Source organism: Saccharothrix sp. NRRL B-16348, from assembly GCF_001280085.1.
GTDB lineage: Bacteria > Actinomycetota > Actinomycetes > Mycobacteriales > Pseudonocardiaceae > Actinosynnema.
In genome coordinates this window covers 131,603-156,796 of sequence record NZ_LGED01000198.1, presented here as the reverse complement: position 1 = coordinate 156,796, position 25,194 = coordinate 131,603, and the positions used below count along the sequence as shown (strand labels likewise).

Here is a 25,194-nt window from a genome sequence, read left to right as displayed (position 1 = left end):
TGTGGGCGTGGTGGTCGCTCACCGGCAGGTGCGCGCCTCGTAGGGGGCCGTGAGCTCGACCGTCCGCGGCTCGCCGTCGACCGTCGCGGACGCGGTGACCGACGCCGAACCCGCCGGCACGTCCCGCTCACGGGTCGCGAACGGGTGGGCGCGGGTCTGGCCCGGCTCGACGTCGCGGAACGACTTCGTCCCGTACGGCGTGTCGACCGTGACGTCCACCGAGACCGCTTCGTGGTTGGTGATCTCGACGGTGAGCGACACCTTCGGTCCTGTGCACCGGGTCCGCGCCGACGCCGACACCGCCACCGGGAACCGGGCCACGCCGAGCCGGGCCAGCTCCAGGCTCAGCGCCCGTTCCGGCGCGTCGACCTGGTTCTGCGTGCCCAACCGCGTCGCCCGCGCCTGCTCGGCCTTCCGCAGCGCCGCCCGCATCGCGGCCCACGCGTCGGCGGGGTAGTGGTGCTCGTCGAGGGTGCGCGCGTGCGCGATCGCGGCGTCGAGGGCGGCGGTGCCGACCGGCTTGCCCTCCGCCGTCAGGGTGTCGCTGAGCAGGAAGTGGTCGAAGTCGACGTTCCCGCCTGCCTGCCGCGTCGCGTAGTTGAACAGGCCCCAGCGGTGGCCCATGAAGTGGGCGAGGCTGCCGTCGAGGGTCTGCGGACCGACGCGATCGCCGAGCTTGTGCCAGGCCAGGCCGTCCAGGCTGTAGTAGAACGTCGTCCAGCCCTGCCCGGTCGGCGAGTCGAACTCCACGTCACCCTTGAGGTGCACCTCGGTGGCGTCGCCGAGCGGCACCTCCGTGCCGGGCACGAAGCGCTCCGCCGCCGCCTGGTCGAACGTGGCCGGGAAGGGCTGCACGCGGTTGACCACCCCGAGGGTGTTCCGCCCGTCCACCCGCTTCACCGCGACGTAGGAGAAGCCGCGGTTGTACATCGCCAGGCCCGCGACGTCGCCGTCCTCCATCCCGGAGAAGTCGAGCCGCGTCTCCGCCGAGCCCTTGGGGCCGAACGTGCGCTGCGACAGCGTGTTGCGCGCCTCCTCGAACCACGTCAGCTCGGCGCGGTTCGACAGCTTGGCGTAGGTGTAGTCGCCGGTGACGACCTTGCCGGTGGTGAGCCGCAACCAGCCCTCGCGGTCGGTCAGCGACCAGTGGCGGTTGTCCGGCGCGTGGTTCCACTCCCAGGTCAGGCCCAGCCGGGAGCCGTTGGGCGCGATCTCCGCCTCGGTCGGGTGCTCGGTGGTCACCGGCTGCCCCACGACCGACACGTCGTCGAGCAGGTACTCGACGGCGGACGACGGCGGCTGCGGGTTGGCCCACGGCGTCTCCACCGCGAACTTCACCTTGTCGGTCGCGGCCGTGCTCGGCACGGTGAACCGGCCGGAGACCGTCGTCCACCGGCCGGCCGGTACGTCACCGGCCGCCATCACCTGCACACCCGCGCCCCAGTCGGCGACGAGGTTGAACCGCACGGTCGCCGGGCCCGCGGCGTACTTCACCTTCGCGGACACCGCGTACGTGACGCCGCGCTGCAACACCCCGTCCAGGGACTGCTGGGGGCCCGAGCCGTTGACCGTGCGGTTGCCCACCCTCAGCGCGGTCGACCCCGTGGCCGGATCGGTCCCGTCCAGGGCGAGCCGCGCCCCGAACTGTCCCGCCCACGGCGCCACCGAGCCGGACTCGAAGCCGGGGTTGCGCATCAGTTCCACGCCGAGCAGCGACTCGTCCACCTCCGGCGGGGCCGGGATGGTCCACTTCTCGTCCATGTACGCCTTGTGCGGCGCGTCGTTGGCGAAGTCGTCGGAGGCGACGATGCCCTTCTGCCGCTCCAGCGCCTCCAGCGCGGGGCTGAGCCTGATCGGCTTGGCGAACACCCCGTTCACCGGCACCACGCCGTCGTCGCCGAACGTCGGCCAGCCGTCCTGCCACGTGGCGGGGATGAGCGCCGGGATGCGGCCGACCGGGAACGAGTCGCGGAAGAACATGCCGTACCAGTCGGTCCGGCCGCCGTCACGGGCGATCGGCACGAGGCTGCCCTGGGCGAACCCGTTCGAGTTCAGCGCGCCGCGTACCTCGTACGGGTTGCCGCCGTCCGCGGTCGCGTACCGGCCGAGCAGGTACGGCGAGCGGAAGAGGACCACCTGGCGACCCTGGCCCGGCGGCCACGTGATGATCACGACGTAGTAGTGGCCGTCGATGTACTGGACCTGGGCGCCCTCGAACAACCCGCCGAGGAACGGGGAGCCGGGGTAGTCCGCGGGCCGCAGGATGCCCGGGTACTCCGCCACCACCCGGGTCAGGTCGCCGCTCAACCTGACCGCGCTGGTCGACCCCGACCCGTAGAAGACGTACGGCGTGCCGCCGTCCCGCTCGTCGAAGTACAGCGACGGGTCGTGGAACGCGCGCCCCAGCGGCAGCCGCGTCCACGCGCCGTCCTCGATGTCGTCGGTGCTGTAGAGGTAGGAGCCGCCGAGGTTGTTGGTGTTGAAGGCGACGTAGAACCTGCCGCCGTGGTAGCGCAGCGACGACGCCCACTGGCCCTGGCCGTACGAGTTCTGGCCGTTGCGCAGCGAGAACGAGTCGCCGATGTCCAACCGGTCGAAGACGTAGTTGACGATCTCCCAGTTGACGAGGTCGTACGACTTCATGATCGGCGCGCCCGGGCTCAGGTGCATCGTCGTGCTGATCATGTAGTAGAGGTCGCGGCCCTCGTCGTTCTCGGCCGCCGGGACGCGCTCGACGCTGACGTCCGGCACGTCCGAGCCGAGCAGCGGGACCGAGTACGTCCCGTCCCCCTTGTCGGTGGAGGTGTACGACGGCGCGGGCCGCCACCCGTCCACGGCCTGGGCCGGGCTGGTCGAGGCGACGGTGGCGCCGATGAGGGTGATCGTCATGACGGCGGTCCGCAATCTCCGGCGTGTGGCGCGCGGGCGGGAATGGGCGTGCAGGGACATGGACGACTCCAGACGCGGCCGAGATCCTGTGACCGCTAACAGAAGGTGTGCGACCAATGACAGTGAGGGCTTCGGTGCTTCCGTAACGGCCGTGAGTCGGCGGCGTGAACCTCGCGTTGCCGTCAGTGTTAGCGATAACACAAAAGGGTGTCAACGGCCGGTAGCTGCTAAAAAACGCGCGCGGACATTTAGCACCCACCCGCGTTGACTGGAGAAATGGCAGGTGGCTACATTGACGTGCTGGTCACCGTCGATCGGCCGCCAAGACGAAACTTTCGGTTGCGGACGACCATCCACTGACCGAGTGGTTTGCGGCGACGTCCGCCACGCGCGGGCGTTGCGCGGATGGGGACGGTAGTGGGGAACAGGACATCCGGCGCGCCCGCGATGGCAGACGTCGCCCGGCTCGCCGGGGTCTCGCACCAGACGGTGTCGCGCGTGCTCAACGGGCACCCGTACGTCCAGGAGCAGACGCGCCTGCGGGTCCAGGCCGCGATCGACGAGCTGGGATACCGCCCGAACCGGGTCGCCCGCGCCCTGGTGACGGGCCGCTCGCAGCTGATCGGCGTCGTCGCCCAGAACACCACCCTGTGCGGGCCCTCCTCGTTGCTGGCCGCGTTCGAGCAGGCGGCGGCGCTGGCCGGGTTCGTGGTGACCACCCACCGGGCCAACGTGCTGGACCGCCAGTCGATCACCAAGGCCCTGGAGCGGCACCGCGACCAGCGGGTGGCGGGCATCGTCGTCATCGCGCCGACGACCTCCGCGCACGACGCGGTCGACACCGTGCCACCCGACGTGCCGCTGGTGATGGTGGACGGCGACGCGCGGCGCGCCACCCCGACGGTGACGGTCGACCAGGCGGCGGGCGCCGTCGCCGCGACCCGGCACCTGCTGGAGGCAGGCCACCGCACGGTGTGGCACGTGTCCGGTCCGCCGGACTGGTTCGACAGCGCCGGCCGGATCGAGGGCTGGCGGTCGGCGCTGGAGGCCGCGGGCGCGGAGGTGCCGCCGATCGTGCCCGCCGACTGGAGCGCCGCGTCCGGCTACCGGACGGGCCAGATGCTCGCGCGGATGCCGGAGGTCACCGCGATCTTCGCGGCCAACGACCACCTGGCGCTGGGCATCCTGCGGGCGATGAGCGAACGCGGCAGGCGCGTGCCGCACGACGTGAGCGTGGTCGGCTTCGACGACGTGCCCGAGGCGGCGTACTTCATCCCGCCGCTGACCACGGTCCGGCCGGACTTCGACGCCGTCGCCCGTGACGCCCTGGAACTGCTGATGGCGCAGATCGACGGGAGTTCGGTCGCCGGGCTGCTGCGCACCTCCACCCCGACGCTCGTGCCCCGGGACAGCGTGCGGCCACCGTCGGCTTGACGCTCGGCCGCGTTCACGTCGAAACTTTCGATCGAGCGCGGCGGGCGTCAGGTACTTTCGGGAAGTGTTGTGGCCGAAGGCCCGCAACATTTTCGTCAATGCTTGTGAGCCCCTCTCCGACACCACTAGAACTGTTCGGACGTCGGCGATTCAGGGGGACTTGACATGCGCTCGATCGGACTCTTATTACCCGCGTTGGTGGCAGCGGCTCTCGTCGTGCCGGTCGCGGCGACGGCTCACGCGCGACAGGCGCCGGACCCGCCGTCGTCGGGCTGGACGGTCAGCGGCGCACGGGTTGCTTGGACGGCGCCCGCCCCGGTTCCGCCGGGTGGCGCCGCGGTCGAGTTCTGGGAGGGCGACCGGCTGCTCGGCGTGCCGCGCCCGTCCGCGGACCTGCGCACCTTCACCCTGGACGCGGTCGGCGTCGACGACGTCGACGGGCTCCAGGTGCGGGCGTCGGGCAGGCGGTTGGACGTCGAGGAGCCCGCACCTCCGTCGGCCGCGGTGGACGTGGCGCCGCTCGCGTTGTCCCCCGCCGGCGACACCGATCCCGGCAAGCCCGGTCCGTTCGGCACGCGCACCGGGGAGTACGAGATCGACCCGATCACGGTGCCCGGCTACCCGGTGCCGCTGGAGATGAAGGCCGTGGTCGTCGCGCCGGACGGCGCGCCGGGCAGGCGACCGCTGGCGTTGTTCCTGCACGGCAGGCACATCACCTGCTACAACGGCACCCAGCCGCTGCTGGAGTGGCCGTGCCCGGCGCCCGCCAAGCCGGTGCCGAGCCACCGCGGCTACCTCCAGGCGCAGCGGCTGCTCGCCTCGCAGGGCTACGTGACCGTGTCCGTGTCGGCCAACGCGGTCAACGCCCACGACACGTTGGACTTCGAAGCAGGCGCGGGCGCGCGGTCGGCGCTGGTCCGCGCCCACCTGGCCAGGTGGGCGGACTGGGCGGGCGCCGGTCGGGGCTCCGCGCCCGAGGTCGTCCGCGCCGCGCCCGTGGCAGACCTGGGCAACGTGCTCCTGGTCGGGCACTCCCGCGGCGGCGAGGGCGTCAACCGGGCCGCGGTCGACAGCCTCTCCCCGTCCCAGGGCGACGGTCCCGTGCGCTGGACCATCAAGGGCCAGCTGCTCATCGGCCCGACGATCTTCGGGCACAACCCCGCGCCGGACGTGCCGTCGGCGACCATCCTGCCCGGCTGCGACGGCGACGTGTCCGACCTCCAAGGCCAGCTGTTCGTGGACGCGACCCGCGGCCTGAGCCGGGGGACCGCGCTGCACAGCGCGTTGTACTTCGTCGGCGCCAACCACAACTACTTCAACACCGAGTGGACGCCCGGCCAGGCGGAAGCCCCGGCGTCCGACGACTTCCCCGTCACGTGGACCGACGCGGTGTGCTCGCCGGGGACGGCCACCCGGCTCACGGCCGAGCAGCAGCAGACGGCGGGCGCGACCTACATCGCCGCGGCGGCACGGCTGTTCGTCGCGGGCGACCGGCGGGTGCTGCCGCTGCTCGACGGGGCGGGCGTCCGCGCGCCCTCGGCCGACCCGGCGCGCGTGCTCGCCCACGCCGTCGGCGGCGCGCGTTCCCCGTTCGTCGTGCCCGACGGGACGACTTCGGCGGACGGGTCCGCGCGGGTGTGCGCGCAGGTCTCGGCCGACCCGGCCGCGGCGTGCGTCGACCCGACGGCCAGCCGCCCGTCACCGCACTTCACCCGGTTCAACCGCGTGGTGCCGGAATCCGGCCGGTTCGCCGTGGCGCTGCGGTGGACCGCCGACGGTCAGCCCTCGACCGTGCGCCCCGACGCGCCGGTGTCCCTGGCCGGGTCGCGTCAGCTGGCGCTGCGCCTGGCCGTGCCGCCGAACACCACGGCCAACCGCTTCGACGTGGCCGTCACCGACGCGTCCGGTCGGCGCGCGCGGCTGGGGACGGTGAGCCTGGACGGGCTGCCCGCCACCGACCGGCTGTCCGCCCGCTGGGCGCAGGAGGTCCGCGTGCCGCTGCCCGCGCGAGGGATCGACCTGCGGCACGTCGCCGAGCTGGAACTCGTCCCGCACGGCGGTTCCGGGCAGGCGTGGCTCATCGACGCCCACGGCTGGGCTCCCGGCCTGCCGGACCCGCGCCCGGTGGCGCTGCCGCGCGTCGACGTGGGCGCGCTGACCGTCGAGGAAGGCGACTCGGGCGTGCAGACCGTCCGGTTCCCGGTCTCGGTCACCGGTGACGGCGCGGGCTCCGTGCGGATGTTCGTCCAGGGCGAGGACGGCGCGTACACCGAGCTGCTGGTGGCGATCGAGCCGGGGCAGCGCGAGGTCGAGGTCCCGGTGACGGTCACCGGCAACACCCGCTGGAGCTTCGGCGCGAAGCGCGTGGTCCTGGCCAAGGCCGTGCGGGGCGCGGTCGTCGGCCACTACACGGACCGGCTGACCGTGCCGAACGACGACCCCGAGCCGACCGTCACCGCCACCCCGGTCATCGGCGAGGTCACCGAGGGCGGCACGCTGACCTTTCGGGTGACGCTGTCCTCGGCGGCCGACTCGAACGTCACGGTCATCGGCCGGGCGATCGCGCCGGGAGGGGCCGAACTGTCCACAACGGACGTCGACGAGACGTGGTTCCGCCAGCGCGTCTTCCAGGAGGAGCCACTGCCGTCCCGGCCGTTGTCGAGCACCGGGGTGCAGGTGACGGCCTACTTCCAGCGCGGGCAGGTGAGCGTGGACGTGCACGTGCTGACGGTGGCCGACGCGGAAGTCGAGCCGGCCGAGCGGATCCGGTTCGACCTCGCGACGCGCACACCGGGCTCGATCGCCGCCACCGTCGTCGGCACGGTCACCGACAGCCCGCCGAACGCGCGGTGAGCTACGGGGGCGCGGACCCGTGCGTTCCGCGCCCCCGCCCGCCTGCGTGATCAGCCACCAGGGCGGCGAACCCGTCGAGGTGGCGTGCGAGGCCGTACTCGAACAGCTCGTCCAGGTCCGACGTCGCGTCACGCGGGATCGTCGCCAGCAAGGGGAAGTGCCCGCCCGCGAGGAGTTCCTCGGCTCGTGCCCGCCGCGCCGACCACCACCGGTCCAGCGGCACGCCGGTCTCCTGCTCGGCGTCGACCTCGTCCGCCAACGGCAGGGCGGTGGCGATGACCAGCGAGTGCAGCGTGAGCGCCTCGCGGATCCGCGTCGACATGGGCAGTCCGAGCCCGTCGAGCGCGCGCAGGACCCGTTCGGTCTGGGCCATCATGTTGGGCACCAGCATCGGGCGGGTGAACGAGACGGCCCTGGGCAGCCAGAGGTGCCGCCGGCACAGCTGCCACTGCCGGCGGGCGATCAGCTCCAGGTCGGCCCGCCACCCCCGCGACGGCCGGGCGGGCGGCTCCGCTTCGCCGAAGACCTCGTCGGCCATCTGCGCCACCAGCTCGTCCTTGGTCGCCGCGTGCCGGTGCAGCGACACCGGACCGACGCCGAGTTCGGCCGCGAGCCGTCGCAGGACACGGCGTCGAGCCCTTCGGCGTCGGCGATCGAGATCGCGGTGCGCACGACGTGCTCGCGGGTCGACTCCCGCCGGGGCATGCCCTTCCGCCGCGGCGCCGCCTGGTCGGCCGGCTGCTCGCGGGCGCTGATCACCGTGCCGGAGCCGACCTTCGTCTCGACCAGCCCGTCGTCGCGGAGGGTCGACACCACCCTGGTGGCCGTCGCGACCGCCACGCCCCACCGCTGGGCGATCTGCCGGGTGGACAGCATCCGGTCACCGGGCTTCAGGTCGCCGGTCAGGATGCGGGCGCGGAGTTCCGCGACGATCCGCCGGTAGGGCGGTTCCGGCCGCTGCGCTGACGACATGGCGAAATCGTACTAGTCCAGTTTTTCGCAGTACTAGTGCACTTCCTCGCAGGTGAGCGGCGATTTCCGAGCACTCGGTGGATACCGTTCTCGCGTTCGCACAATTCCCATTACGAACGGACCGTCATGACCTCCACCGTGAACGCGCCGCGCGCAGTTCCGCCCCGCCGTGCGCCAGTCTGGTGGCGTCGCCCGTGGATCGCGCCGCTGATGACGTTGGCCGCGGCGTTCCTCGCCTTCTCCGTGCCGCCCTACCTGACCTTCGACCCGTCCCTGTCGCGCCTGAAACCGCCGGAGGGCAACGACCTCTACTACCCGCTGCTCGTCGCGCACGTCCTCTTCGGCGCCGTCGCCATGGTGACCGCGTGCTTCCAGATCTGGCCGTCCTTCCGCGCGAGCCACCCGCGCGGGCACCGGATCACCGGTCGGATCTACGTGTTCGCCGGAGTGCTGCCCGCCGGCGTGCTCGGGCTCTACATCGGCTGGCACACCGCGGGCGGACCGTCGGTGCGGGTGGCCAACCTCGTCGGCTCGGCGCTGTGGCTGGTGGTCACGGTCATGGCGCTGCGGCTGGCCCGCCGGCGCCGCTACGACGATCACCGCAGGTGGATGTCGCGCAGCTTCGCGCTCAGCATGTCGATCGTGCTGAGCCGGGTCGTCAACACCGTGGCCACGATCGTGCTCATGCCGCAGTTGGACACCACGTTCAAGGGCAGCCTGGAACTGCTGCAGCAGAGCGCCGCGAGCATCGGGGTCTGGCTCAGCCCCCTGCTCCTGCTGCTGTTCACGGACTGGATGCTGGAACGCCGCAAACCCCGCCGCACCTCCCTCTCGACCACGGCCGGTGATTCTCGCTGAACGGGCCGCCGGAATTCGTCGTGGAAATGGCGTGAACCCGGCGGGAATCCACTTCGGTATTGCTTGAAGGTGGGTCATGTCGAGGCCGACGAACGCGCGCGGCTACCGGCCCTGGTCCGCGACGGGCTCCAGGGCGTACCGCAGGCCGCCGAGCATGTCCGCGACGGTGTGGGCGTGCACGTCGGTGAGCGGGTCGGTGGTGAACCGGCTCGCGACGGCGCGGACGTGGTCCTGGGCGGGGCCCGCGAGGCCGTCGTACACGGCGGTGAACAGGTCCCGGGCGGATTCCCGCGGCCAGTCCGGCGGGAGCAGGCGCAGCGGCAGGCGCGGGTCGAGGATGGGCAGGCGCCGGTAGGTGTCCATGACCTCGGTGCGGGCGCGGACCGCTTCGACCCCGGTGATCCGGGCGGCGCGGATGTCGGGCAGCAGGGGGCGCCAACGCCGGATGAAGTCGTCGTAGTGGCGGGCGATGGCGGTCGTGTCCCAGGCGTCGAGGGGGTTGCGGCCGGTCGAGTCGCCGAGTTCGACGTGGCTCGCGCGGAAGACGGTCATGGTGTCGGAGGCGAGTTCGGCCAGGTGCGCCCTGATCTTGTCGGTGAGGTCGTGGGGCGAGATCCAGAGGCCGTCGTAGAGCGGCGCGCAGCCGAACCAGCGCAGCCGGCTACGCAGCTCGCGCCGTTGGGCGACCTCGTCCTGCGGCAGCGAGAACGCGATCAGCGTCCACTGGTGGTCCCACGGCTCGTCGGCAGCGGCCGCGGCGACGATGGACCGACCTCCGGCGGCCAGGTTGACGGCGGCAGGCGCGGTGAGCCGGTAGGAGCTGTTGCGGCCCTGCCTGCTGCCTTCGAGGACACCGCGCCGGGCGAGCCGGCTGATCGTGGTGCGCGCGCCGGCGTGGCTGACACCGGCCTCGGCGAGCAGCGCCACGATCGCGGCGGACGGCAGCCAGGCGCGGGTGCTGAGGGTGTAGTCGGCCATCAGGGTCACGGTCAGGCCCTGGGGCGACTTGCCGGATTGCCGCCGGGGAAGCCGGACCGCGTCGTCCGGGAAGATCTCCTCGATGTCGTACGGGCTGGTCACGGCGGCTCCGGCGGTGGCTCGGACAGGTCGTCGCCACTGACCCTAACCGGGCGTCGATCCGCCGCACGGGCACGCCGGCGATCGGTCGAGACGGACGATTGACAGTTTCCTGGCCGAGCGGCAGGCTAACTGTCACACGATGGACGGGGTCCGACCGGCCGGGACCGTGCGCTCGACCGCACCGGCTGGTCATCCGCCGGGCGCGTTCACGAGTGCACCTCCTCCGCCGCCGCACCGCGGGTCGCACCCGGCCCGCGGCCAACCTCCCAGTCCGGCTGTGCGCGACACAAAGGAGTCAAGCGCATGAAGGTCAAACCGAGTCTGCTGCTCGCCGCGGCGACGTCGCTGGTCGTGGCGAGCCTCGTCTCCATCGCGTCCTCACCCGCGTCCGCGGCGTCGTTGACCGAGGTCACCAACTTCGGCAACAACCCAGGCGGGATGCGGATGCACGTCTACGTCCCGGATTCACGGCCGGCCAACCCGGGGATCGTGGTGGCGATGCACGGGTGCGGCGGTTCCGGGCCGGGCTTCTACTCGGGCAGCGAGTTCGCGTCGTTGGCCGATCGGCACGGGTTCGTGGTGATCTACCCGAGCGCGCAGCAGGAGGCCGGGTTCGGCAAGTGCTTCGACACCTGGTCCGACGCGGCCAAGCGCCGTGGCGGGGGCAGCGACCCGGTGTCGATCGTGTCGATGGTGAGCTACGTGCAGCAGCGGTACGGCGGCGACGCGAACCGGGTCTACGCCACCGGCTCGTCGTCGGGCGGCATGATGACCAACCAGATGCTGGCGCTCTACCCGGACGTGTTCAAGGCCGGTGCGGCGTTCATGGGCGTGCCGTTCAACTGCTTCGCCAACGCCGCCGACTTCCCGCCCGGCAGCAGTCGGTGCACGGGCAGCGGCGGCGCGAACCGCACGCCGCAGCAGTGGGGCGACGCGGTGCGGCAGGCGTACCCCGGCTTCACCGGCGTGCGGCCGCGGGTCCAGTTGTGGCACGGCACCAACGACACCCTCGTGCCGTACTCGCTGCTGCAGGAGTCGATCGAGCAGTGGACCAACGTGTTCGGGCTGAGCCAGACGCCGACGTCCTCCGACACCCCGCAGACCAACTGGAACCGCCGCCGCTACAACGACAGCGCCGGCACGACGCAGGTCGAGGCGTACAGCATCCAGGGCGCCGGCCACAGCCTGCCGTCCGGCGGCATGGCCGCCCAGGCCATCGCGTTCTTCGGCCTGGACCGCCCCGGTGACCCGACCAGCACCACGTCGACCACCACTACGACGTCCACCACGACGACGAGCACCACCACGACCACGACCACGCCGGGCGGCTCGGACTCGTGCCGCGTCACGAGCACCGTGAACGCCTGGAACACCGGCCTGACCGAGACCATCACCATCACGAACACCAGCGGCACGGCGATCAACGGGTGGTCGCTGGTCTTCACCCTGCCGAGCGGGCAGACCATCACCTCCGGCTGGAGCGCGAGCTACGCGCCGACCTCCGGTCAGGTCACGGCCCGCAACGTCGCCTACAACGCCTCGATCCCGCCGAACGGCTCGATCGGCATCGGCTTCCAGGCCACCCACAACGGCAACACCGCCAAACCGGCGTCCTTCACCCTCAACGGCTCACCCTGCACCACCGCCTGACGATCGCCGTCGGGCCGGAACCCTCCCACTGTCCGGCACGCGGTGAGGTGACCCGGAGTCTTGAGTCACCTCACCGCGTGCCCGTCATCCGACCGTGAAACGCCGTGTCGGATGTGGACGACTACCTGGTGACGGACCCCGGTGGTCCGACGCGGTGGGGAAGGTGGCTCCCGATGGCGATCGACGATCCGCGCCTGGTGTCGACAAGAGTGCCGGCGATGGCGTGGTACCAGCACGGACCGGACGACTTCATCCGCTGGTCGCCGAGCACGCGGGTGGTCGGCCCGACGCCGCGCTGGCCGGGGCCGGTGGTGCTGAACGACCGCCGCACCAGCCACGTCCCGTCCATCTCCGGCAGCACGTACGGCTCGTGCATGGTCTGGAAGGGCGGTGGCGCGGACCGGCGGATCTGGTTCTCCGTGCTGGACCAGCCGCTGCCGTCCCCGCTTCCCGGTGGGGCCGGCCACACCTGGGGCCCTCAAGCGCCGGCGGCGCTGTTCGAGACCGCGTCCTTCCCCACGGTGGTCCGCTACCGCGGCCGCATCTTCATGTTCTACAAGGCCACGGCCGCGTACGAGTACCAGCTCCGGTGGACGGAACTGCGCGGTCGCGACTGGGTGCACCCGGTGACCGGCACTCTCGAACCCGCGGCGGCCACCTTCGACTGGGTGCTCACCGACGACGGCGTCGCCGTGACCGAGAACGTGCACAGCGACGAACTCGTCATGGCTTGGCGCGGTCGGGGCGACGACGCGCGGATCTCCTGGGCCGTCTTCGACGGCGAGTCGTGGGAGCAGCGAGGGGCCGTTCCCGGAGCGCTGACCAGCAAGCCTCCCACCCTGGCCTGCGACGGCAACGTCGTCCACCTCGCGTGGCGCAACACCGACGACGACCACATCTCGTGGACGAGGCAGTTGGGCAGCACGTGGTGGCGTCCCACGGTGTTGGACGACCGGCGCACCGCCGGTGGACCGGCGCTGGGTGCGACGGAGGGCGCCGGCGGGCTGGTGATGGCCTGGGTCGGCGGCACCGGCGACGTCCGGATCTGGTGGTCGCAGTACGAGAACGACCACTGGGGTCCGCAGCAGGTCTTCACCGATCGGCAGCTGGACATCGACCTGCGCGTCTCGCTAGCCTGAGCCTGACGGTCCACTGTGGACCCGAGTCCGCGGTGGATCAGATCGCCGCTCCGAGCGCACCCTCCTTGGTCGTCGCGACGGCGGCGTTCAAGCCGGGGATGACGGCAACCGCCTGCGGCTTGTCCGTGGGCGGTGCGTCCGACGCGGGTGGGGTTTCCTTGAGTTCGCGGAGGACGTCCTTCAGCGCCCGTTCCAGGCTCTGCTGGTCGCTGAGGGAGGGGCTGTCCGCCGGGGTGACGGTGCCGGCCTTGACCCAGACGTCGGTGTTCTGGTCGTTCAGCGTGACCTTGAAGACGACGTCGTTGCGGCTGTCGTCCGGCATGTCGATGCTGGCCAGGTCGACGGTGATGCGGGGCTCCTCGGGACCGTCGCCGCCCAGGCCGAGCGCCGCCCGGTCGATGTCGAACGGCGGCTTGTTCCCGCCGCCCGCCGCCCGTGCCGCGGCTGCCGCCCGGGCGATGACGACGGTGGCGTAGGCCAGTTGCGCCTTGGCCTTGAACCAGCCCTGCTGGGTGGTCGGGGGCGGTTTGCGCCGTCCGTCCAGGATCGCGCCGAGCGCGCCTGCCGGGTCGACCGACTGCCCGGCCAGCTTGCGGTGGAACGCCTCGGGGGACAGGCTGCCGTTCGCCCACTCCAGCGACAGGTTCGACGGCGAGACGATGGCGTAGGCCATGTTCCGCCCACCGAGGGACTCCGCGACGTCGGTGCTGTGGGCGGCGCCGATGTTCATCGCGATCGGGGCGCAGCCGGCCTGCTTGGCGGCGATCCCGGCCGTGTTGGCGGTCATGGTCTCGCTGCGCCGGGCGCCCGCGTCGAAGAACTCCCGGGACTTGCGGAGGCCTTCCCGGTACTCGGTGACGTCCGCGCCCACCTGCCGGGCCTTCTCCTCCAGCTCGGTGCCGAGCTGCTGCATCTCACCGCTGGTGACGATCGGCGTCTTCCGCTCGAGCAGCTGGTTCCGCTCGCTCGTCCACGGGCTCGTGCCGATGATGTACTGGATGCCCTCCTCGGCTTTGCCCTGGTCGAGGAGCGCGGTGGCCTGCCCGATCTGGTCGGTGGTCATCGTGGTCAGGGCGATGGCGGTCAGGTACCCGGTGTAGGCCCGCTGGTCCTCGCTCGCCAGGCCGATCCGGTACTCCTCCTCGTGCTCGATCGCGTGCAGGCGGAAGTCGGGCAGGACCATCGCCGCGAACTCCGCGGCGCTGACCTCGCCCTGCTTCAGCAGTTGCAGCGCCACGGCGCGCCGGATGTCCGCGTCCGGCATGGACGTGAACCAGCCGAGGTCGGGCTGCGGCTGCTCGACCACGCTCCCCTCCAGCGCGAGGTGGCGCAGGCCCGCGCCGTGGTAGAGGCGGTTGAGCATGATGGCCAGCTCGACCTGCCCGGTGCGGGACGCGTGCTGCTCGTCGAGGACGACCACGGAGGGCGTGCCCGTGTCCTTGGCGCTCGCGAGCTTCCCGACGTCCGCGTACACGTCGGCGCCCAGCGAGAACGGCGCGCACGTCACCGGCTCCGGCTGCGCGGACGTGCAGCCGGAGGTGTACGTGACGAGCACGGCCGCCAGCACGGCGGACTTGGCCCACAACGGCCGACGTCGACTTCCCACGGACGTTCCTCCCCTGGTCGTGCGGTCAGATTTCGAGCGCTTCGCGGATCGAGAGCCGTTCGATGTCGTGCCTCGGCCGCAACGACCTCAAAGCTTCTCTCGCCGCCGTGGTGCCCACCCGCGCCAATTCCCAGACGATTCGACAGCGCACCTCGTGATCGGGACTCGCTTCGAAATCCCTGACGAGGATCGGCACCGAATCGCTCGACGCGGTGGGCGTCCAGCCGGGGAACCGCGCCAGCCGGGCGAGGTAGCCGGGCGGCGCCAAGCGGTGCCGCGCGAGGTAGGCGGCTGCCTGGTCGATCGCCGACGGCTGCCCGCCCAGTGCCGCGCACAGGTCTTCCGCGCCGGTCAGGTCGGCCTCCGGCCACTCCCGCCGCACCAGCAGGCACAGGAGGTCCACCACCTGCTCCCTCGGCAGCGCGGTCAACTCCAGGCCACGCCACCCGGCGTCCGCTCGGGAGGTGATCACCACGGTCCCGGTCCGCACGCGGCTCACCAGGCGCAGCGCGTCGTCCGGGTCGGTCACGTCGTCCAGCACGACCAACCACTCGTGGTGGGAGGCCAGCCAGCGCACGCTCGCCTCGACCCGCTGCTCCGCCGTCCAGTCCGCGGCCTGCGAGGTCAGGGCGAGCGCCAGCTCCGCGAGGCCCGCGTCGAGCGCGGCGGCCGAGTCCGCGGTGATCCACCACACCAGGCCCTCGTGCCGCTCGGCGAACCGCGCCACCAGGGCGCTCTTGCCGACTCCGCCGGGGCCGTGCACCGCCACGACCGCCGTGCCGTCGCCCGACCCGGCCACTGCCGCGTCCAGTTGTGCCAGCTCGGTGTCGCGCCCGACGAACACGCCCGAGGTGACCGGCAGCCGGCGGACTCCCGGCGGGAGCGGGACGGACTCCATCGGCTGCGCCACCGGCACGTGCCGCACGGCCATCACGGGACCGTGGACCGTGATGTCCCGGCCGGCCTGGATCACGGTCGACCCGCCGGACGCGGTGCCGGTCTGGCTCACCGCATCCGGTGGAATCGGAAAATCGGAGCCGGCCACTTGAACACCCCATACGCGAATACGACCCGACGGCCGGAACACGTCAACCGAAACTCACCGGGCGTTCCGCGACAACGCAATTCTGCGGACAGCTCCGCCACGCCACCCGGCCGGGTGGCAAACGACGAAAGGTGGCCCCGGATACGGTTTATTCGGATTTCGCACGGCCGCGGAATGCGGGTCCCGAGCCGGAACGTCTGAGCCGGCCGCCCCGGCGTCGGTCGTGCCGATCATGGAAAACTGGCCCGTGACCGAAGCAGTCGATGGGGGAGTGGTGGGTTCATGGGCATGACGTTGTCGTTCACGCGGGTCACCCCGGAGGAACTGGACCGGGCGTACGACGACCCGGAGTGGGCGCTGGAGTGCGTGGACGACGAGGACCGGCCGTACTGCTTCCTCGAGAAGTCCTGGGCGGGCATCCAGTTCCTGCTCAGCGCGGCCGAGGTGGACGTCGACGTGTACGAGGACGGCGACGCCCTCGACGACGAGGCCACGCTCTTCGGCTGGAGCGGCAGCATGATGGCCGCGGCCGCCAAGGCGTTGAGCGCCGCGCCGTTCGAGGTGTTGGAGGGCCACTTCGACCCGAGGAAGCTGAGCGAGGCGGAGGTCTACCCCATGCGGCACATGTGGGGCGACGACGACCTCGACTACCTGCGGGAGAACTACCGCGATCTCGTCGCGTTCTTCGCGGAGACGGCGGCGGTGGGAGGCGCGGCGATCCGGTACTTCAGCTTCTGACCAGGGCTGCTGACCGGAGTTGCTGACCGGACAGCGGTCCAGCCCGGCGCGAAGGCTCTCGCGCCGGGCCGGACCTTGGTCACTTCACGGATTCCGCTCGGTTGGCCGGATTCCTAGCCGAAGTTCACGTCGCTGCACCACATGTAGGCCTGGTCGAGGTGTGAAGCCTGCCAGATCGTGAAGACGATGTGGTGTCCCCGGTACGAGCCGTTGGTCTGGACGTTGAACGTGATGTCCTTGGCCGGTGCGTACCTGCCGGTCTGCTGGATGAAGTCGAGGTCGCCCCAACCCAGGCTCTGGGTGGTCGGGTCGAACCCCTGCTTGCTCACGTAGACGCGGAAGTAGTCAGCGCCGTGGCTGGCCTGGTCGTACAGGTGCAGGGAGAAGCTGCTCCCGACGTTCGTGGTCCGCCACTTGCCGGGGGTGTTCAGGGAGTTGTTGCGGGTGAGGCCGTTGCTGCAGAGCTGACCGTTCGGGGTCCGGCCCTGGAAGTTCCCGCCGAGGCCGTCCCGCAGCGCGCTCATCCAGTTCCACATGGTGTCGGCGTTGGCCTGGAAGGCCTGCCAGCACATGGGGTCCTGCTGCTGCATGGCCGGGTTCGTGTGCTGGCTGCCCCAGGACTGCCAACACTGGTACTGGCGGGTGGCCGGACCGACGATGGTGCCGTGCGCCGTGGCCGCCGGCGCCCAGACGAGCATGCTGGCCAGCACACCGAGGATCAGTGCGATGACGCCCTGCCGCCTGGTGACGGACACGGAGGTACTGCTTTTGCGCATGGATGAACCTCCACTCTTCGGATGGTTGAGCGGCGGTGATCGTTTATGGGAGCGCTCCCAGAGCGAGTCTCAGCCTATACGTCACTCAGCGAAACTTCAACGAAACATTGGGTGATGGTCACGGCTGTCCGAAGCTCCGGCGCGCTCGCCGCACGTCACCGCGCTGACCTGCCCCGACCCGGTGACCTCCGCGCACGACGGTGATCACGTCCGGGACGACCGGCCGGGGCGGGAGCACGACCCCATCCGCCGACCGGGTGAGGCCCTGCCCCCGTCCGGCGACGGGGCTAGACGATCTCGATGTTGGCCATCATGCCCATGTCCTCGTGCTCGGCGTTGTGGCAGTGGAAGAGGAAGCGGCCGCGGTAGCCGTCGAAGCGGGTGATGATCTCGACCGCTTCGCCCGGCCGCAGGGCGACGGTGTCCTTGAGGCCGGCGTCGTGCGGCAGCGGTGGCCCGCCGCCGCGCGTGAGCACCTGGAAGCCGACGAGGTGCAGGTGCACGGGGTGGTGCACGTCGGCGACCAGCCGCCACACCTCGACGTCGCCGAGCCGGGTGGTGACGTCGGTGCGCGCCGGGTCGAACGGGAGCCCGCCGATCAGCCACCCGTGCCGGCCGTGCACCCGCCCGGTGCGGAACGGGAAGTCGCGCACCCGCACGGCGTCCGATCGGCGCCACGTCGGCAGGTCCGCGGACAGCGCGGGCGGGACGCGGCTGTCGTCGGCGGCACGGCGGGCGACGCGGAACGCCATCACGTCACGTGTGCGGCCCGAGCCGAGCCGGTTGACGAGCCTGACGAGGCTGCCGACCGGGACGCCGGAGAAGTCGACGATCACGTCGTAGCGCTCGGCGGGCGCGATCGGCAGCAGCCGGTGGGTCACCGGCGCGGCGAGCAGTCCCTGGTCGGCGCCGATCTGGACGAGGTCGAGCGCGCGCCCGTCGTCGGCGACCGCTTCGAGTTCGTAGTGCCGGGCGTTGGACGCGTTCAGGAGGCGCAGCCGGTAGCGGGCGGCGTCGACCTCGTGCACGGGCCACGGGGCGCCGTTGACCAGGATCACGTCACCGAGGACGCCGGCGATGTAGGGATCGTGCACTCCCGGCCGGTCCCGCAGGTCGGGGTCGAGCGAGGGGTAGGCGAGGCTGCCGTCGGCGGCGAACGCCCGGTCGGCGATCATCAGCGGCAGTTCCCGTCCGCCCGCCGGCAGGCCGAGGTCGTCCTCGGCGTCGTCGCGCACGACGTGCAGCCCGGCCAGGCCGCGCCAGATCGCCGGGGCGGTGAAGTCCATCCGGTGGTCGTGGTACCACAGCAACGTCGGCCGCTGGTCGAGCGGGAACGTGTAGTCGCGGGTCAGCCTGGTCACCACGGCCCGCGGGTCGTGCATTCCGTGCCCGGTGGCGTGGTGCCCGCCTTCGGGCAGCACGAGGTCGGTCGGGTAGCCGTCGGAGTCCGCCGGTGTCCGTCCACCGTGCAGGTGCACGACGGTCGGCGCGGGCAGCTCGTTGCGATGCGTCACGGTGACCGGCCGGCCGCGCCGCGACTCGATGGTGGGCCCGGGGAAGGTGCCCTCGTAGGTCCACAACGGCGTGCGGACGCCGGGCAGGATCTCCGCGCTCACCTCACGTTGGGTGATCTCGTACCGGTCCACGCCCACCGGCGCGAGCACCGGGGGGATCGGCAGTGGCACCTGGAACGGCGGCGGCAGCGGCACGGCACTGCGCAGTTCACCGCCGGTGACCGCCGGGCGGCGGGCCAGCCCGGCCGACGCCGTCAGCCCGGTGGCCGCGATCAGCCCGAGCGCGCCGCCGATGCCCAGCACCCGCCGTCTGGTCAGGTCGTCACGCATCACGGGCCTCCCGTCGCACGAGCGGTCGGCCCCAGACGGCGATGAACTGCACGACGAGCGCGGCCACGGTCAGCACGCCCAGCGGGACGTGCAGCCACAGCGCGCCGTCCAAGCCGGCGAAGTACTGCACCGTCTCGGCGACCACCACCGCGGCGGTGGCCAGGAACGGCCCGGCCTGGCGCAGCCGCGCCCAGACCACGACCGCCACGATCAGCTGGACGTAGCCGAGGGAGCTGGCCACGTCGGCGCCGACGGCGTGCCGGCGCAGGCTGTCGAAGTCCCCGGTCAGGTACACCCCGGCGAACACCGGTTGGGCGACGATCGCCACCACGTGCGCGCTGACGACGGCCCGGAAGACCCACCCGACCGGCCTCGTCCGAGGCGCGGCAACGGATCCCGGCCTGGTGGCCATGGGGATCCCTCCTCACTCTGGTCTCTCGTGCGAACGCCGGTGACGTTATGACCCGCGAGACATCGTGTCTAAGATCAATATCGCTATGGAGTTATGCGCGCGGAGGCATGGTGGAGCTGAACTCGCTCAGGCAGTTCCTCGTGGTGGCGCGGCTGGAGCACCTCAGCCGGGCGGCCGACGAGCTGCGCGTCGCCCAGCCGTCGCTCAGCCGCACCGTCGCCCGGTTGGAGGGTGAGCTGGGCGTGCCGCTGTTCGACCGCGGCGGCCGGCTCCGGCTCAACGACGCGGGCAAGCTCTTCCGCGACCACGTCGAACGTGCCCTCGGCGAACTCGACGCGGGACGACGCGCCGTCGCCGAAGCCGCCGGCGAGGGGTTGGGCGCCGTGCGGCTGGCGTCGGAAACCTTCCTCACCCTCACCGGACCGCTGTCGGCCTACAAGCGCGCCCACCCGTCCGTCGAGGTCGAACTCCACTGGTGCCCGGCCGAGGACATGTCCCGCCGCCTGCGGGCGCGGGACGTCGACCTGTGCGTCGCCTCGCAGCCGATTCACGCCGAGGGCTTGGCGTCCGCGCAGCTGTTCGACGAGGCAGTGGGCGTGGGCACGCCACCGGGCCACCCGCTGGCGGGCCGTGCGTCGGTGACCGTCGAGGACCTTGCGGACCAGCCCTTCATCACCGCACGCCAGGGGCACTGGATCCGCCGACTGCTCGACCGGCTCTTCGCCGCGCGCGACCTCACCCCGAAGATCGTCTGCGAGAGCGACGAGCCCGGCGCCATCGCGGACCTGATCAGCGCGGGGCTCGGCATCGGGCTCGTGCCCGCGTTCGCGCTCCGCGCCGCCAGCCGCGGGCCCGGCGCCTGGGTGCCCGTCGACAGCCCCGACTGCCGCCGCACCGTCACCCTCTACTGGGGCGCCGACAGCCGCCTGTCCACCGCTGCCCGGCTGATGCGCACCACGATCACCGGCTGGGACTGGACCACCGGCCGACCTCCGGAGGAACGCTGACGGTCAGCCCTCCGTCCACGCGCGCAGCTTCTCCGGGTTGCGCACCGCCCAGATGCGCTTGATCCGGTCGTCCACGACCTCGAACGCGTACACCGACACGGTCACGTCGAACTCCTGGGCGATCAGGCCGGGTTGGCCGTTGACCGTGCGCTCCAACATCGTCTGGCCACGCAGCCGGTTCGCGAGCTTGTGCAGCGCAGCCAGGATCCGCTCGGCGCCCTTGACCGGGCGGAGCGTGGTGGTGACCAGCCCGCCGCCGTCGCTGATCACCGTGGCGTCGTCGGCCAGGAGGTCGACCAGGGTGTCGACGTCCCCGGCTTGCAGAGCCCGCTTGAAGTCGCGGACGACCCGGGCCTGCCGGGCGGTCGGGGTCGAGGGGGCCCGCGCGGCGCGGACGCGGCGGCGGGCCGACGACGCCAGCTGACGGCAGGCCGCCGGCGTGCGGCCGACGATCTCGGCCACCTCGGCGAACGGGTAGCGGAAGACGTCGTGCAGGACGAACGCCACGCGCTCGGCGGGCGTCATCGAGTCGAGCACCACGAGGAAGGCCATGCTGACCGACTCGTCCAGGGTGATCCGGTCGGCCGGGTCGGCGGTGGCGGCGCCCGGTTGCCCGCCGGTCGACTCGGTCCGGTCGGGCAGCGGCTCGGGTAGCCACTCGCCCACGTAGCGCTCCCGCCTGACCCGCGCCGAGCCGAGCAGGTCGAGGCAGACCCGGCCTGCCACCGTGGTCAGCCAGGCGCCGGGCGACTCGATGGCCTCCTGCTGCTGCCGGGACAGGGCGTACCAGCGGGCGTAGGTCTCCTGGACGGCGTCCTCGGCCTCGGCCAGGGAGCCGAGGAGCCGGTAGGCGAGGTTGATCAACTGCCGGCGCTCGCTGATGATCGCGCCCAGTCCCGCGTCGGACCGGTCGTGCGCCGGTCCTGAATGGTCGGTCATGGTTCCGTTGCTCCCCCGGTCGGTTCTGCCCCTCGCCAGTCCGACGGAACAGCACACCGAATTGTGAGGCCGCCGCGCCGCGCGGCCGACGAGACCGCCGTCACCCTCACATTCCGGCCCGCCGCGTCGTCGTAGTGGTGCAAGCGAGAAAGGGGTGGATGGCGATGCCAGTGCACCGCGAAGCGGAGGAAGCCGAGATCAGGCGGCAGGTCGACCGGATCGTCGAAGCGCTCCGGGCCAAGGATCTCGACGGCCTGGAGCGGCTCTACGCGACGGACGTCGTGTCGTTCGACGTCGAGCCGCCGTTGCAGCACGTGGGGGTGGCGGCGAAGTCGAAGAACTGGGCGAAGGTGTTCGAGCTCTTCCACGAGGTGGACTACGAGGTCCGGGACCTGACGCTCGCCGTGGGCGACGACGTGGCGTTCGGGCACGGCTTCGGCCGGCTCAGCGGCACGTTGCGGAACGGGACGGCGACGAACGGCATGTGGGTGCGGGCCACGTTCGGCTTCCGGAAGGTCGACGGTCGCTGGCTGATCGCGCACGACCAGGTCTCCGTGCCGTTCGACGTGTCGACCGGCACGGGAGTGGCCGACCTTGAGCCCTGAGTCGTCCACCGAGACCGGCTATCCACAATTCTTGAACGAATTCTTGAACGGAGACACAGCGATGACGAACGAGTCCGAGGTCACGGCGTTCCTGGAGAGCCGCGCCGAAGCCCAGCAGGCGAAGGACATCGACCGGCTCATGTCGTGCTACTCCCCGGAGATCGTCTACTACGACGTCGTGGCCCCTCTCCGGTTCACCGGGACCGACGAGGTGCGCCGCAACTTCCTGCGGTGGTTCGACGGCTACGAAGGGCCCATCACCCTGGAAACGCACGACCGGACCATCGTGACGGACGGGGACGTCGCGTACGCCAACATGCTCCACCTGGACTCGGGTGAGCGCAAAGGCGGCGTCCAGCGGTCGATCTGGGTGCGGGAGACGGTCTGCCTGCGACGGTCGAACGGCACGTGGTCGATCACGAACGAACACATCTCGATCCCGATCGACCCGACCACCTTCCAGGTCTGGCTCCCCGCCGAGAAGGACCAGCCCGCCTGACCGCTCGGCACCGGGCTGGGGGTCGGCCGGGGACGGCTCGCGTCGTCCCGCGGAGAAGGGCCGGCCTGCCTGACGGCTCGGCGGGGCTGGGGGTTGGCCGGGGACGGCTCGCGTCGTCCCGCGGAGAAGGGCCGGCCTGCCTGACGGCTCGGCCGGGCTGGGGTTGGACGGGGAGGGCCCGCGTCCTCCTGCGGAGAAGGGCCGGCCTGCCTGACGGCTCGGCGGGGCTGGGGGTTGACCGGGGACGGCTCGCGTCCTCCCGCGGAGATGGACCAGCCCGCCTGACGGCTCGGCCGGGCTCGGGGTCGGACGGGACGGCTCGCGTCCTCGTCCGACCCCGGACGTCACCTCACCACACCTCACCTCACCGCCGCCGTGACGGCGGGTTTGGGTTTGCCGCGCGACACCGCGACACCGATCAGGCACAGCGCGCCGCCCGCCAACGCGACGAGACCGGGCACCTCGTCGAGCAGCGCCCACGACAACAGCACGACGATCGCCGGCACCAGGTACGTCGTGGCGCCGAGCTTCCCGGTGGTCATGTGGGAGAGCGCGTACGCCCACGTGTAGAACGCCAGCGCGGTCGGCAGCAAACCCAGGTACACCACCGAGAGCGTGGCGCTCGCGGGCGCGTCGCCGAGGTCGGTGACGAGCTGCCCGCCGAACGGCAGGCACACGACCGCGCCGACCACGCAGCCGAACGTGGTGGCCTGCAACGCGGACGCGTGCCGCAGGGCTGGTTTCTGCGCCACCACGCCCACCGCGTACCCGGCCGCCGCGACCAGGCACAGCAGCGCCCCGCGGGTCGTCGAGCCGCCGCCGGAGTCGACGAGCCCGACCGCCGCGACGCCCGCGAACGCGATGGCGAGCCCGACCAGCAGCCGCGCCGGGAAACCCTCGCGGAGCAGCCAGCCGGCCAGGAACGCCACCAGGATCGGGCCGACGCCGACGATCAGGGCGGCCGTGCCGGCGTCCGCGTGCCGCTCACCCCAGTTCAGCGCCACCATGTACAGCGCGAACCAGAACACCCCGGAGCCGACGATCCCCGGCCAGGCCGGTCTCGGCGGCACACCGACACCGCGCACCGCGGCGACGGCGCCGAGCGCGAGCGCGCCGACCAGCAACCGGCCGAGCGCCAGCGACCCCGGCTCGAAGTGCTCGCCCGCGTACCGGATGCCGACGAACGCCGACGCCCACAGCACCATGGTGGCCAGGACCGCCGCGGCGGCCTTCCCGTTGACACCGCTCCGCTCCACCGGCTCAACCCCCCGCCATCGCGCGGATCACCCGTCGGCGCAGCTTCCCCGTCGGTGTGCGGGGCAACTCGCGCACGAACACCACGTCCTCCGGAACCTTGTACCAAGTGAGCGTCGCCCGCGCGCCGTCGAGCAGTTCGGCCCGCACCCGCTCCGGTGACGCGCCGTCGTCCAGCGCCACGAACGCGCGCAGGGTCGTGACACCGTCCTCCCGCCGCGCCGAGCACACCGCGGCCTCGCGCACGTCCGGGTGCCGCATCAGGAAGTCCTCGGTCTCCGCCGGGTGCACGTTCTGACCGCCGACGATCTCCACGTCGTCCAGCCGGCCGTGCAGCCGCACGTACCCGTCCTCGTCCACGGTGGCCGCGTCACCGGTGGCGTACCAGGAGTCCCCGGCCCGCGCCGGCGGATCACTGCCCCGCGCCACGCCCAGCGCGATCGACGGACCCGCTACCTCCAGCGCGCCCGGCACGCCCGGCGGCGCCTCGGCGCCCGCCTCGTCCACGATCCGCATCCGGTACGGCGGCAGGATCCGCCCGATCGTGTGATCACGGCGGTGGCCGATCGCGTTGGCCACCAAGGCGTGCCCGATCTCCGTCGTGCCGAAGACGTTCAGCAGCCGCTCGCCGAGCACCGTCCTCAGCCGCGCCTCCAGCGGTTCCGGCAGCACCTCGCCGGCGACCACCGCCAGCCGGAGCCCGGACAGCAGCGCGTGGTCGGGGTGACGTGACAGCCGGGCGTAGAAGCTCGGCTGTCCGTAGAACACCGTCACGCTGTGGTCCTTGATGATCCGCAACGCGTCGTCCTCGGTCGCACGGGCCGGCGACAGCACCGTCGTGCCGCCGCGGTGCAGCGGGAGGAACACGGAGTTCCCCAGCCCGTAGGCGAAGTACATCCGCGACACCGAGAACGTGACGTCGTCGGGCGTGATGCCGATGACCGACCCGATGGCCTGCTCGTACACGCCGGGGTCGCCGTGGGTGTGGAAGCACAGCTTCGGGTCGCCCGTGGTGCCCGACGTGAACACCGCGTACGCCGGTGTGTCCGCTGTGGACGGCGCGTACGGCACGACACCGCCCGCCCGCAGCTCGTCCGGTGCGATCAGGTCGGTGGGCGGACCGCCCGGGTCCTCCTCGCACACCACGGCGTCCGGCTCCGCGATCACGATCGCGCGACGCACCTCGTCCGGGTGCATGGTCGAGTTCACCGGCACCGCGACCGCGCCGATCCTCAGCGCGCCGAGGAACGCCCACACCGCCTCGATGCCGTCCGGCAGGACCAGCGCGATCCGACTGCCCGGGCCGAGCCCTCGCGCCGTGAACGCCGCGGCGGCCCGGCCCGCGCCCTCGTAGACGTCGGTGAACCGGTAGGTCTCGTCGCCGACGTGGTAGGCGGGCCGGTCCAGCCAGCCGCGGTCGCGCGCCAGCCCTTCCAGCCGTTCGACCAGATTTCCGGTGACACCCTGCTTCGCGCGCAGGGTTCGCTCGCTCAACGACATGATTCCCCCGTCATCACGTCGAGTGCCGATCGGCGACGACTCCCCGGGCCGCCGCCGAGGTCGAGGTTGACCGCCCCTGCCGCGGACTGTCAAG

General features: G+C 71.9%; 21 protein-coding genes. 9 read left to right on the top strand and 12 right to left on the bottom strand.

The features are described from left to right. Positions 1 to 18: 18 nt before the first annotated feature. On the bottom strand, positions 19 to 2,889 hold the full coding sequence (locus tag ADK67_RS20915) for a family 43 glycosylhydrolase (protein WP_053718142.1): 2,871 nt from the start codon (positions 2,887 to 2,889) through the stop codon (positions 19 to 21). 417 nt (positions 2,890 to 3,306) lie between these two features. Here ADK67_RS20915 and ADK67_RS20910 point away from each other — a divergent pair, with 417 nt between their 5' ends. Together ADK67_RS20910 and ADK67_RS20905 are read left to right on the top strand one after the other, a co-directional pair. After that, a complete protein-coding gene (locus tag ADK67_RS20910; RefSeq protein ID WP_197289548.1) occupies positions 3,307 to 4,323 on the top strand; it encodes a LacI family DNA-binding transcriptional regulator in 1,017 nt (338 codons plus the stop codon). A gap of 165 nt (positions 4,324 to 4,488) precedes the next feature. Beyond that, on the top strand, positions 4,489 to 7,176 hold the full coding sequence (locus ADK67_RS20905) for a hypothetical protein (protein WP_157620670.1): 2,688 nt from the start codon (positions 4,489 to 4,491) through the stop codon (positions 7,174 to 7,176). A 1-nt stretch (position 7,177) separates the two neighbouring features. Here the strand turns inward: ADK67_RS20905 and ADK67_RS52650 are convergent, their stop codons facing one another. Both ADK67_RS52650 and ADK67_RS52645 read right to left on the bottom strand, forming a co-directional pair. Further along, entirely contained in the window at positions 7,178 to 7,714 is a 537-nt protein-coding gene (locus tag ADK67_RS52650; protein ID WP_231648287.1) for a TetR/AcrR family transcriptional regulator C-terminal domain-containing protein, read from the bottom strand. Beyond that, entirely contained in the window at positions 7,639 to 8,148 is a 510-nt protein-coding gene (locus ADK67_RS52645) for a GntR family transcriptional regulator (protein ID WP_197289546.1), read from the bottom strand. Before ADK67_RS52645 ends, ADK67_RS52650 begins: the two co-directional genes overlap by 76 nt. 126 nt (positions 8,149 to 8,274) lie before the next feature. Here ADK67_RS52645 and ADK67_RS20895 point away from each other — a divergent pair, with 126 nt between their 5' ends. Then, positions 8,275 to 9,006, top strand: coding sequence for a DUF2306 domain-containing protein (locus tag ADK67_RS20895; protein ID WP_082403643.1), 732 nt, complete (start codon positions 8,275 to 8,277; stop codon positions 9,004 to 9,006). A 102-nt stretch (positions 9,007 to 9,108) separates the two neighbouring features. Here ADK67_RS20895 and ADK67_RS20890 read toward each other — a convergent pair whose 3' ends face one another. Then, entirely contained in the window at positions 9,109 to 10,086 is a 978-nt protein-coding gene (locus ADK67_RS20890; RefSeq protein WP_053718139.1) for a PaaX family transcriptional regulator, read from the bottom strand. Between the two features lie 303 nt (positions 10,087 to 10,389). Between ADK67_RS20890 and ADK67_RS20885 the strand changes: the two genes are divergently transcribed. Both ADK67_RS20885 and ADK67_RS20880 read left to right on the top strand, forming a co-directional pair. Continuing rightward, positions 10,390 to 11,736: an extracellular catalytic domain type 1 short-chain-length polyhydroxyalkanoate depolymerase gene (locus ADK67_RS20885; protein WP_053718138.1), complete on the top strand. Its 1,347-nt coding sequence runs from the start codon at positions 10,390 to 10,392 to the stop codon at positions 11,734 to 11,736. Between the two features lie 173 nt (positions 11,737 to 11,909). Then, the gene (locus tag ADK67_RS20880) at positions 11,910 to 12,875 is read left to right on the top strand and encodes a hypothetical protein (RefSeq protein WP_157620668.1); all 966 of its coding nucleotides are present in this window, start codon (positions 11,910 to 11,912) and stop codon (positions 12,873 to 12,875) included. Between the two features lie 37 nt (positions 12,876 to 12,912). Here the strand turns inward: ADK67_RS20880 and ADK67_RS20875 are convergent, their stop codons facing one another. Continuing rightward, positions 12,913 to 14,481 (bottom strand): hypothetical protein, encoded by a 1,569-nt coding sequence (locus ADK67_RS20875; RefSeq protein ID WP_157620666.1) that lies wholly within the window; start codon positions 14,479 to 14,481, stop codon positions 12,913 to 12,915. Positions 14,482 to 14,506: 25 nt separating this feature from the next. Then, complete coding sequence (locus ADK67_RS20870; protein WP_053718135.1) at positions 14,507 to 15,490, bottom strand: ATP-binding protein; 984 nt, start codon at positions 15,488 to 15,490, stop codon at positions 14,507 to 14,509. Positions 15,491 to 15,808: 318 nt separating this feature from the next. Between ADK67_RS20870 and ADK67_RS20865 the strand changes: the two genes are divergently transcribed. Further along, on the top strand, positions 15,809 to 16,264 hold the full coding sequence (locus ADK67_RS20865) for a DUF1877 family protein (RefSeq protein ID WP_053718134.1): 456 nt from the start codon (positions 15,809 to 15,811) through the stop codon (positions 16,262 to 16,264). A gap of 113 nt (positions 16,265 to 16,377) precedes the next feature. Here the strand turns inward: ADK67_RS20865 and ADK67_RS20860 are convergent, their stop codons facing one another. The 3 genes from ADK67_RS20860 to ADK67_RS20850 all read right to left on the bottom strand — a co-directional run bounded on the left by ADK67_RS20860 (position 16,378) and on the right by ADK67_RS20850 (position 19,296). Next, on the bottom strand, positions 16,378 to 17,040 hold the full coding sequence (locus tag ADK67_RS20860) for a lytic polysaccharide monooxygenase auxiliary activity family 9 protein (RefSeq protein WP_053718133.1): 663 nt from the start codon (positions 17,038 to 17,040) through the stop codon (positions 16,378 to 16,380). Between the two features lie 287 nt (positions 17,041 to 17,327). Beyond that, positions 17,328 to 18,884 (bottom strand): multicopper oxidase family protein, encoded by a 1,557-nt coding sequence (locus ADK67_RS20855; protein WP_053718132.1) that lies wholly within the window; start codon positions 18,882 to 18,884, stop codon positions 17,328 to 17,330. After that, on the bottom strand, positions 18,877 to 19,296 hold the full coding sequence (locus ADK67_RS20850) for a hypothetical protein (protein WP_053718131.1): 420 nt from the start codon (positions 19,294 to 19,296) through the stop codon (positions 18,877 to 18,879). Before ADK67_RS20850 ends, ADK67_RS20855 begins: the two co-directional genes overlap by 8 nt. A 107-nt stretch (positions 19,297 to 19,403) precedes the next feature. Here ADK67_RS20850 and ADK67_RS20845 point away from each other — a divergent pair, with 107 nt between their 5' ends. Continuing rightward, the gene (locus ADK67_RS20845; protein WP_231648284.1) at positions 19,404 to 20,303 is read left to right on the top strand and encodes a LysR family transcriptional regulator; all 900 of its coding nucleotides are present in this window, start codon (positions 19,404 to 19,406) and stop codon (positions 20,301 to 20,303) included. A gap of 3 nt (positions 20,304 to 20,306) precedes the next feature. Here the strand turns inward: ADK67_RS20845 and sigJ are convergent, their stop codons facing one another. Next, positions 20,307 to 21,242, bottom strand: a complete 936-nt coding sequence (gene sigJ / locus ADK67_RS20840) for an RNA polymerase sigma factor SigJ (RefSeq protein WP_053718130.1) — start codon at positions 21,240 to 21,242, stop codon at positions 20,307 to 20,309. A 164-nt stretch (positions 21,243 to 21,406) separates the two neighbouring features. Between sigJ and ADK67_RS20835 the strand changes: the two genes are divergently transcribed. Both ADK67_RS20835 and ADK67_RS20830 read left to right on the top strand, forming a co-directional pair. Further along, a complete protein-coding gene (locus ADK67_RS20835) occupies positions 21,407 to 21,847 on the top strand; it encodes a YybH family protein (RefSeq protein WP_053718156.1) in 441 nt (146 codons plus the stop codon). 61 nt (positions 21,848 to 21,908) lie between these two features. Beyond that, positions 21,909 to 22,346 (top strand): YybH family protein, encoded by a 438-nt coding sequence (locus tag ADK67_RS20830; RefSeq protein ID WP_053718129.1) that lies wholly within the window; start codon positions 21,909 to 21,911, stop codon positions 22,344 to 22,346. 359 nt (positions 22,347 to 22,705) lie between these two features. On the opposite strand, the gene ADK67_RS20825 is transcribed toward ADK67_RS20830, so the two are convergent. Continuing rightward, positions 22,706 to 23,602 carry a DMT family transporter gene (locus ADK67_RS20825; protein ID WP_053718128.1) on the bottom strand — a complete coding sequence of 299 codons (897 nt, stop codon included), beginning with the start codon at positions 23,600 to 23,602 and terminating at the stop codon, positions 22,706 to 22,708. 4 nt (positions 23,603 to 23,606) lie between these two features. Beyond that, a complete protein-coding gene (locus ADK67_RS20820) occupies positions 23,607 to 25,094 on the bottom strand; it encodes a class I adenylate-forming enzyme family protein (RefSeq protein ID WP_231648283.1) in 1,488 nt (495 codons plus the stop codon). Positions 25,095 to 25,194: the final 100 nt, after the last annotated feature.